The organism is Variovorax sp. P1_H12_2, assembly GCF_056405335.1.
On record NZ_JBFUCI010000583.1, the window covers coordinates 1 to 3,093 of the forward strand.

General features: G+C 68.4%; 3 protein-coding genes. 1 reads left to right on the plus strand and 2 read right to left on the minus strand.

The window, feature by feature from the left end:
* Positions 1 to 113: 113 nt before the first annotated feature.
* Positions 114 to 1,808, minus strand: a complete 1,695-nt coding sequence (locus AC1D2K_RS32705) for an electron transfer flavoprotein-ubiquinone oxidoreductase (RefSeq protein ID WP_478094341.1) — start codon at positions 1,806 to 1,808, stop codon at positions 114 to 116.
* Between the two features lie 119 nt (positions 1,809 to 1,927).
* Here AC1D2K_RS32705 and AC1D2K_RS32710 point away from each other — a divergent pair, with 119 nt between their 5' ends.
* Positions 1,928 to 2,710 (plus strand): SDR family oxidoreductase, encoded by a 783-nt coding sequence (locus AC1D2K_RS32710; protein WP_478094343.1) that lies wholly within the window; start codon positions 1,928 to 1,930, stop codon positions 2,708 to 2,710.
* Between the two features lie 61 nt (positions 2,711 to 2,771).
* On the opposite strand, the gene AC1D2K_RS32715 is transcribed toward AC1D2K_RS32710, so the two are convergent.
* On the minus strand, positions 2,772 to 3,093 hold a 322-nt coding region (locus AC1D2K_RS32715; protein WP_478094345.1), incomplete at its 5' end, for a sensor histidine kinase.

A 3,093-nucleotide genomic window follows, 5' to 3' on the forward strand; every position in this document is an offset into this window, starting at 1 on the left:
GCGGGCCGCCCGTCTGCGCGAAGCGCGGACTCGCCGCGCTGGCGGCCCGGCGCCGGCCTGGCCCCCACGCTCGCCAAGGGGGCACGGGCAGGGGGGAGGGGACCTTTCCCTTTCTACATCCCCACGTAGTTCGGTCCGCCGCCGCCTTCCGGCGTGACCCAGACGATGTTCTGCGTCGGGTCCTTGATGTCGCAGGTCTTGCAGTGCACGCAGTTCTGCGCGTTGATCTGCAGGCGTTCCTTGCCCTCGCTGTCCGGCACGAACTCGTAGACGCCCGCCGGGCAGTAGCGGCTTTCGGGGCCGGCGTACTCGGGCAGGTTGATCTCGGTCGGCACGGCGGCGTTCTTCAGCGTCAGGTGGGGCGGCTGGTTCTCTTCGTGGTTGGTGTTGCTGATGAACACCGAGGAGAGCCGGTCGAAGGTGAGCTTGCCGTCGGGCTTGGGGTAGGCGATCTTCTTGCACGCGGCCGCCGGCTTGAGCCGCTCGTGGTCGGGCTGGTGGCGGTGCACGGTCCACGGGATGTGGCCGCGCAGCACGAGCTGCTCGATACCGGTCATGACCGTGCCGACGGCCAGGCCCTTCTTGAACCACTGCTTGAAGTTGCGCGCCTTGTTCAGTTCGGTGTGCAGCCAGCTCTTCTCGAAGGCGGCCGGATAGGCCGAGAGCTCGTCGTGCTGGCGGCCCGACGTCACCGCCTCGTAGGCGGCCTCGGCGGCCAGCATGCCGGTCTTGATCGCGGCATGGCTGCCCTTGATGCGGCTGGCGTTCAGGTAGCCGGCCTCGCAGCCCACCAGCGCGCCGCCCGGGAACACGGTCTTGGGCAGCGACAGCAGGCCGCCCGCGGTGATCGCGCGCGCGCCGTAGCTCAGGCGCTTGGGCGCCTTCAGGCCCTTGTCCTGGCCTTCGAAGTACCAGCGGATGTTGGGATGGGTCTTGAAGCGCTGGAACTCCTCGAACGGGCTCATGTACGGGTTCTGGTAGTCCAGGCCGACCACGTAGCCGATGATCAGCTGGTTGTTCTCGGCGTGGTACAGGAACGAGCCGCCATAGGTGTCCGAGGGCAGCGGCCAGCCGGCCGTGTGGACCGCCAGGCCCGGCTCGTGGCGCGCCGGGTCGATTTCCCACAGCTCCTTGATGCCGATGCCGTAGCTCTGCGGATCCTTGCCGTCGTCGAGCTTGTACTTGGCGATCAGCTGGCGGCCCAGGTGGCCGCGCGCGCCTTCGGCAAAGATCGTGTACTTGCCGAGCAGCTCCATGCCGAGCTGGAAGTTCTCGGTCGGCTCGCCGTCCTTGCCGATGCCGAGATTGCCGGTGGCGACGCCGCGCACCCTGCCGTCCTCGGTGTAGAGCACTTCGGCCGCGGGGAAGCCGGGGAAGATCTCGACGCCCAGCGCCTCGGCCTGCTGCGCCAGCCAGCGCACCACGTTGCCCAGGCTGACGATGTAGTTGCCTTCGTTGTGGAAGTTCTTCGGCAGCATGAAGTTCGGCGTCCGGGTGGCGCCGGTCTCGGTCATCATGAGGAAGGTGTCGCGCGTGACAGGCTGGTTCAGCGGCGCGCCGAGCTCTTCCCAGTCGGGCAGCAGCTCGTACAGGGCGCGCGGATCCATGATCGCGCCCGAGAGGATGTGGGCGCCGGGCTCCGACCCCTTCTCGAGCACGACCACGGAGATGTCCTTGCCGTGCGAAGCGGCCAGCTGCTTCAGGCGGATCGCGGTCGCGAGGCCGCCCGGGCCGGCGCCGACCACGACCACGTCGTATTCCATGGCTTCGCGGGGGCCGAACTGGGCGAGTATTTCGTCATGCGTCATGTGGGTCTCGTCGATAATGATTTGAAGGTGCGAGGCACCGCGGCGGGCCGGGCCATTTTATGCGTCGCCCGCGTGCGTTCCGGGCCGTCGCTTCGGCGACTCCAACAGGACCTCATTCCATGGCTTACAGCATCGATCTTTCGGGCCGCGTGGCGTTCGTCACCGGCGCATCGAGTGGGCTCGGCGCCCAGTTCGCCAAGACGCTCGCCCGGGCCGGTGCCGCGGTGGTACTGGCCAGCCGCAACACCGACCGCCTCAAGGAACTGCGCGCCCGCATCGAAGGCGAGGGCGGCGATGCCCACGTGGTCGAGCTCGACGTCACCGACCTGGGCAGCATCAAGGCCGCGGTGGCGCGCGCCGAGACCGAGGTCGGGCCGATCGACGTGCTGGTGAACAACTCCGGCGTCAGCAACACGCAGCGCCTGAAGGATGTCTCGAGCGAGGACTACGACTTCATCTTCGACACCAACGTGAAAGGCTCCTTCTTCGTCGCCCAGGAGGTCGGCAAGCGGATGCTGGCGCGCGCCAAGGGGGCGGCGCCGGGCACCTACATCGGCGGGCGCATCATCAACATCGCCTCGGTGGCGGCGCTCAAGGTGCTGCCGCAGATCGGCGTCTACTGCATGAGCAAGGCCGCGCTGGTTCAGATGACCAAGGCGATGGCCCTCGAATGGGGCCGCTTCGGCATCAACGTCAACGCCCTGTGCCCGGGCTACATCGCCACCGAACTCAACGAGGAGCACTGGGTGACCGATGGCGGCCAGAAGCTGGTCGGGATGCTGCCGCGCAAGCGTGTCGGCAAGCCCGAGGACCTCGACGGCCTGATCGTGCTGCTGGCCAGCGGACAGAGCCATTTCGTCAACGGTGCCGTGATCGCGGCCGACGACGGATTCGCGCTCTGAGGCCGCAGGCGGTCGCCGGCATCGTGGGGCGTGCACGAAGTGACGGAGCGCCGGGGCCTGGTCAAGCCGGACGCAGCACGATGCGTGCCTCGAAGCCGGTGGCGGCACCCGAGGGCGGCGAGGCCAGGTCGAGCCGGGCGCCGAGCTTGTCGACGATGGTGCCGACGATCGACAGTCCGAGGCCGTAGCCGGCGCGGTCGGCGCCATGGCGCACATGGCGATGCTGCAGCGTGCTCAATTGAGCGGCGCTGACGCCGGGGCCGAAGTCGCGCACCGCCAGCGTGCAGGGCGCCATCACTTCGACCACGACGCGGCCATGGCCGTAGCGCAGCGCGTTCYCCACCAGGTTGCGCAGCGCGATCGCCAGCGCGTCGACATCGCCG

Excerpts from the sequence above, each read along its gene's own strand:
- AC1D2K_RS32705 (WP_478094341.1), bottom strand. The coding sequence starts at position 1,808 with ATGACGCATGACGAAATACTCGCCCAGTTCGGCCCCCGCGAAGCCATG.
- AC1D2K_RS32710 (WP_478094343.1), top strand. The coding sequence starts at position 1,928 with ATGGCTTACAGCATCGATCTTTCGGGCCGCGTGGCGTTCGTCACCGGC.